The sequence below is a fragment of the Massilia sp. CT11-108 genome (genome assembly GCF_047302915.1).
Classification (GTDB): Bacteria; Pseudomonadota; Gammaproteobacteria; order Burkholderiales; family Burkholderiaceae_D; genus Telluria; species Telluria orientalis.
Window position 1 is genome coordinate 1 of the sequence record NZ_JBKYMO010000343.1, and the last position, 6234, is coordinate 6234.

Below are 6234 nucleotides of genomic sequence, written 5' to 3' on the forward strand. Positions count from 1 at the left end.
CGACCGCTACCGCGCCGCGACGCTCCAGTTCCGCGACCGCGCGGACGCCACGCGCCGCCTGCTCGTGGACGTGCGTGCCTACGACGACGGCGTCGCCTTCCGCTACCGCATCGACGGCAGCGATCCCGTCCGCCTGCGCGGCGAAAAGACGGGCTTCGTGCCTGCGGGCGATCCGGACTGCCTGATCTCGGTGTTCGACGGCGCGCACGAAGTGCCGTTCGCACGCCAGAAGATCACCCAGCTGGACGACAAGAAGGGCTACGACGTGCCGGTCGTGTGCACGACGCCGTCCGGCCGCACCGCCTATGCGATCACCCAGGCCAACCTCGGGGGCTACACGGGTGCGTCCCTGTGGCGCGATGGCGCCGGCCTGCGCGTGCATCTGTCCCCAGTGCCGGGCCGCGCCGCGCCCGTGTACGCATCGCAGGGCGGGTTGCAGACCGCCTGGCGCGTCGTCATGCTGGGCAACCGGCCGGGCGATTTGATCGCCTCGAACCTGGTCGGCAACCTGAATCCCGCCGCGCAGGGCGATTTCAGCTGGGTCAAGCCCGGCAAGGCCGCGTGGGACTGGTGGTCGGGTCCGCTCATGGGCATGAAGCCGGACATGGCGGCCTACCGCCGCTTCATCGACTTCGCGGCCGCATCGGGCTTCCCGTACTACCTGATCGACGCGGGCTGGTCCAAAGGCGCAAACGCCGACGCCTGGGTCGCGCTGCCGACCACCGACATCACCCGCACCGCCGACGGCATCGACATGCCGGAACTGGTGCGCTACGCGGCCTCGAAGGGCGTCGGACTGATCCTGTGGGCCCACTGGGAACACGTTGCGGCGCGCATGGACGAGGTGCTCGACACCTACGCGCGCTGGGGCATCAAGGGCGTCAAGATCGACTTCATGAGCCGCGACGACCAGGACATGGTCGATTTCTACCAACGCGTCGCGCGGGCCACGGCCCAGCGCCACCTGCTGCTGGACCTGCACGGCGCCTACGTGCCCGCCGGCCTGCAGCGGACGTATCCGAACTTCATCACGCAGGAAGGAGTCCTGGGCGCGGAGTGGAGCAAGATGCAGAAGAAGGTCACGCCCGAGCACAACCTGATGCTGCCGTACACGCGCATGCTGGCCGGGCCGATCGATTACACACCGGGCGGCTTCCGCAACGTCACGCCCGCGGCGTTCCAGGTGCGCGCCGAACTGCCGTTCGTGCAGAACACCCGCGGCCAGGAACTGGCGAAGTACGTGGTGTACGACAGCCCGCTGCAGATGGTGTCCGACGATCCGGACGCCTACCGCGACGCCGAAGGCTTCGATTTCATCCGCAAGGTGCCGACGGCGTGGGACGAGACCCGTTTCCTGTCCGGCGAACCGGGCAAGGACATCGTGCTGGCGCGGCGCCAGGGCACGACGTGGTACGTGGGCGCGATGTCCGCGGACGAGGGTGCGACGACGAAGCGCGTGCCGCTGGACTTCCTGCCGGCCGGGCGCTACAAGGCCACGATCTGGGAAGACGGCGCCACGCCGAACAACGTCAAACTGCGCGAAGCGGACGTGACGGCGCGCGACGCCCTGGCCCTGGAACTGGCGGGGGCGGGCGGCGCGGTGGTGATCCTCGAAGCCCGGTGATCAGGCCAGCGGGTCGATCGCGAACGCGGGCATCCGGACGTTTTCGCGCGCGGCCTCGAGGAACTTGTCCGCGGTGAGCAGCGCCTCGTGGATGGTCACGTCCATGTCGAGGTAGCGGTACGTGCCGAGCCGGCCGACGAAAGTCACGTTCGGCTCGGTGCGCGCCAGGTTCACGTATTTTTCCAGCAGCGCCTTCTCGCGCGCCTGGCGGATCGGGTAGTACGGCGTATCGTTTTCCTCGCACTGGCGGCTGTACTCCATGTAGCAGATCGTGCGCTCGTGCTGTTCCCACGGCGAGAAGTGCTTGTGCTCGGTGATGCGCGTATAGGTCTGCGAATCGTCGCAGTAGTTGATGACGGCGTTGCCCTGGTAGTCGCCGGTGTCGCGGAAGACTTCGAAATCCAGCGTGCGGTACGGCAGGCGGCCTTCGACGTGCTTGAACCAGGCGTCGATCGGGCCGCTGTAGAACACGTGGTCGTAGTCGGACCTGGACGCCGGATCGAAGCGCGTCCCGAGGTGCACCTTGATGCCCGGCACCTTCAGGATGTTTTCCACGAGCGCCGTGTAGCCGTCCTTCGGCATGCCCTGGTACTTGTGGTTGAAGTAGTTGTCGTCGTAATTGAAGCGCACGGGCAGGCGCTTCAGGATGCTGGCCGGCAGTTCGCTCGGATGCAGGCCCCACTGTTTCATCGTGTACGTCTTGAAGAAGGCTTCGTACAGTTCGCGGCCGACGAAGCGCAGCGCCTGTTCCTCGAACGTCTGCGGATTCTCGATCGACTTGTCGCCCAGCGACTGGATGAACGCCTGGGCTTCGGCGGGACGGAAGGTCTTGCCGAAGAACTGGTTGATCGTCAGCAGGTTGATCGGCAGGGTGAACACGCGGTTGTTCGTGATCGCCTTCACGCGGTTCACGTAGGGCATGAATTCCGCGAAACGGTTGACGAATTCCCACGCCCGTTCGTTATCGGTGTGAAAAATGTGCGGTCCATACACATGGACCATGACGCCGGTCTCGCTGTCGCGCTCCGAGTGGCAATTGCCCGCGATGTGGTCGCGCGCCTCGAAGATCTCGACGTTGTAGCCCGCATGGGCCAGCTGGTGGGCGATGACAGCTCCGGAAAACCCAGCACCGACAATGGCAATATTTTTTTTCATTCGCTGATCCTGTTTGAAAAGTGATGTGTGACCCATGCCCGCATGCGCTGCTGGTGACTTGCAGTTACTACACGATAGGAATGTGAAATATAGTGCCAAAAATATATCACCTCTCACCCGTTTGGCCCCGCACAATTGGATGCGGACGAATGCATGGCGATTATTCGGACGCGTCACGCAAATACGAAAACCGCCGGCCGAAGCCAGCGGTTTTCGCCACGACAAGGGGTCGCCGATCAGCGTTTGCGCATTAACGCTTGCGCATTAACGCTTACTATCGTTCTTGTGGCTCTGCGAGCCGGCCTTGGCGTGCTGCTCCGGCGTGCCGCCGCGCGTGCTGTTACCCCGCTGATTGCCGCTCTGCGAGTTGCCAGCATTACCGCTCTGGCTGTTGCCGTCGTTCTTGTGGCTCATCGAGCCGGCACGGCGTGCTTCTTCCGAGGTGAACTCGTGGGCATTGCCGGAAGCGTGGGCGGCGCGGCCGCCTTCCGATGCGATTTCGCGCTGCTTTTGCGGGTCCATCGATGCGAAACCGCGGTTGCTGGTATCGCCGCTCTGGTTGTTGCCCTTGTTACCGCCTTGTTGGTTGTTCGATGCCATGATCGTTCTCCTTTAAGTGGGTTGAGCGCATTTGCACTTCCTCTGCCGGAGCAGCGTCTCGTGACGCCCGTTCGGGAAGAGGTGAGTCCATGGTAAGCCCGTCCTTATGCATGGTGAATAGGAATTCCTACGGCTGACTTGTAGGATGAGTCTGTCTATTTTGGTGCAACAATCAGTGCACGGACGGCCCCGGCGGCATCGCATCGCCGCGGCGCAGCAAGGATTCCGCGAGCTTCGGGTCGTCCAGCCGCACGATCGAGAGCGGGTGCGCGAACTCGATGCCTTCCTTCTGAAAGCGGCGGTAGATCTCGAGGAAGATCGCCTGCTGCGCATCCATGTGCAGGATGTAGTCCGGGCTGCGGAAGTGGTACACGACTTCGAAATCCAGCGACCACTGGCCCCAGCTGAAGAAGTGGGCGCGCTCGAAGTCGACGTTCTGCTGGCTCGAGACGATCTCGCGGATGATCTGCGGGATGCGGCACAGCTGGTCTTCCGGTGTGCCGTACGCGACGCGCAGGACGAATGCCACGCGCCGCGTCTGCATGCGCTTGTGGTTGTGGATGCGGCTCTTCAGCAGCTCGCCGTTGGAAAACACGACCTGCTCGCCGCCGAGCCCGCGCACGCGCGTCGTCTTGAGGCCGATGTGTTCCACCGACCCGAGCACGTCGCCCACGATGATGAAATCGCCGACCTCGAACGGCTTGTCCAGCATGATCGACAGCGACGCGAACAGGTCCCCCAGGATGTTCTGCGTGGCGAGCGCGACGGCCACGCCGCCGATCCCCAGGCTGGCCACGAGGGTCGTGATATTGATCCCGAAGTTATCGAGGATCATCAGGGTGACGACCACCCACAGCAGCAGCCGCGAAATGAAGCACAGGACGCTGCTCGAGGCGCGCCGCGCGCCGTCGACGGGGCCGATGCTGAACCGGTCGCGCCATGCGCGCAGGCCCGTGTCGCCCCAGATCGCCGCCTGCAGCAGCAGCGACGCGATGGCGATGCGGGTGACGAACTTGTCCTGCCTGGCCGTCAGTTCCAGGAACGTGCCGCCGAAATACACGGCAAACACGAGGATGAACAGCAGATACGTCTTCGACAGCATCGCCGTGACGAAGTCGTCCAGCCGGGTTTCGGTCCGGCGCGACAGCGCTTCCATACGCCGCAGCACGAACGCGCGCAGGAACACCATCGCGACGGCACTGCCAAGCGCCACGCCCAGGGCCAGAGCCCAGTCTTCGACACCATTGTTGAGAAAGGAGAAGTGCCCGGATTGGGACAGGAAGGGAAACGTCATCGACATGATTCACTAAAAACGAAAGCCAGCCGCCAGTGTGCGGGCGGGCGCCATCCGGCCGCGCACAATTGACTTTCGGAAGGGCGCGGCATACATTGTCTTATTTGCATCAAGACACCGCCCGACACCGATGGCCTCCGACCAGACCACCAAGATCCTGCTCGTCGACGACCAGCCGGCCAACCTGGCGGTGCTCGAGGCCATCCTGGCGGACCTGGGGCAGACGCTCGTGTCCGTGACGTCCGGCGAGGCGGCGCTGCGCGAAGTGCTGGCCCACGATTTCGCCGTCGTGCTGCTGGACGTGCGCATGCCGACGATGAACGGGTTCGAGCTGGCGGAACTGATCCGCGAGCACCCGCGAACGCACAGCCTGCCCATCATCTTCCTCACCGCCGGCGACGCCGACGAATTCCCGCTCGAGCGCGCGTACGCGCTGGGCGCGGTCGACTACCTCACCAAGCCGCTCAATCCCATCGTCCTGCGGGCCAAGGTCGCCGTGTTCATCGACCTGTACCGCAAGAACGCGGAACTGGCCCGCATCGAGGAAGAACGCCACCGCGCCCAGCTGCGTTCGCGCGATGCCCGCCTGCGGCTCATCCTCGACAACATCCGCGACTATGCGTTCATCGGCACGGACGTCGACCGCATCGTGACGGAGTGGGAAGGGGGTGCCGCCGCGATCACCGGCTGGTCGCCCGACGACGTGCGCGGGCGCAGCGCCGACCTGCTGTTCACGCCGGAAGACGTGGCGCACGGCCAGCCCGAACTGGAAGCCCGGCGCGCGCTCGAACAGGGCCGCGCGGAGGACCGCCGCTGGCACCTGCGCAGCGACGGCACGCGTTTCTTCGCGGACGGCGTGATGGTGCCGCTGCGCGACGAGGCGGGCGTCCACGTCGGCTTTGCCAAGATCATCCGCGACGCCACCGCCGAAAAGCTGGCCGCCGAACGGCTGGCCGAGAGCGAACAGGAACTGGACGAAAGCCGGCGCGAGGCCGAGGCCGAGCGCGAGCGGCTGCTGCGCGAGCTGCAGGCCGCCAGCGAGCGCATGCGCGACATCTTCCACCGCGCGCCCGCCATCATGTGCGTGATGAGCGGCCCGGACCACGTGATCGAGATGGCCAACCAGCGCTTCCTGGAACTGGCCGGCGGCCGCAAGCTCGCCTGGCGCCCCGTGCGAACGGCGTTGCCGGAACTGGCGGGGCAGGGTTTTGCCGACGTGCTGGACCGCGTGTTCGCGAGCGGCGAAGCGGTCGAGGGCCATAACGTGCGCCTGCTGCTGGCCCCTGCCGCGGACGGCACCGGCGACGCGCACACGGGCCTCGAAGAACACTTTCTCGACTTCGTGTGCATGGCCCTGCGGGAACCGGACGGCAGTGTGTCGGGTGTGCTGCTGCACGGCGTCGACGTCACCGAGCGCGCGCGTGCCAACCTGCTCGCCATCGGCCAGCGCGGCGCGCTGGAACTGGCCGTGACCGACGCGCCGCTGGGCGACGTACTCGACGTGCTGGCCCGCACCGCCGAGGATTACACGGGCGGCGCGGCGCTGGCCTCCGTGCAGCTG

At 65.5% G+C, this 6234-nt stretch carries 5 protein-coding genes; 2 read left to right on the plus strand and 3 right to left on the minus strand.

Annotated elements, in window-relative coordinates; translation table 11 throughout:
* On the plus strand, positions 1-1624 hold a 1624-nt coding region (locus ACEN88_RS22250; protein WP_413343111.1), incomplete at its 5' end, for a glycoside hydrolase family 97 catalytic domain-containing protein.
* On the opposite strand, the gene glf is transcribed toward ACEN88_RS22250, so the two are convergent.
* The 3 genes from glf to ACEN88_RS22265 all read right to left on the minus strand — a co-directional run bounded on the left by glf (position 1625) and on the right by ACEN88_RS22265 (position 4679).
* Positions 1625-2779: a UDP-galactopyranose mutase gene (gene glf / locus ACEN88_RS22255; protein WP_413343113.1), complete on the minus strand. Its 1155-nt coding sequence runs from the start codon at positions 2777-2779 to the stop codon at positions 1625-1627.
* A 264-nt stretch (positions 2780-3043) separates the two neighbouring features.
* Entirely contained in the window at positions 3044-3379 is a 336-nt protein-coding gene (locus ACEN88_RS22260) for a KGG domain-containing protein (RefSeq protein WP_413343115.1), read from the minus strand.
* Between the two features lie 172 nt (positions 3380-3551).
* Positions 3552-4679, minus strand: coding sequence for a mechanosensitive ion channel family protein (locus ACEN88_RS22265; protein WP_413343117.1), 1128 nt, complete (start codon positions 4677-4679; stop codon positions 3552-3554).
* A gap of 124 nt (positions 4680-4803) precedes the next feature.
* Here ACEN88_RS22265 and ACEN88_RS22270 point away from each other — a divergent pair.
* A partial coding sequence (locus tag ACEN88_RS22270; RefSeq protein ID WP_413343119.1) for a response regulator occupies positions 4804-6234 on the plus strand: 1431 nt, incomplete at its 3' end.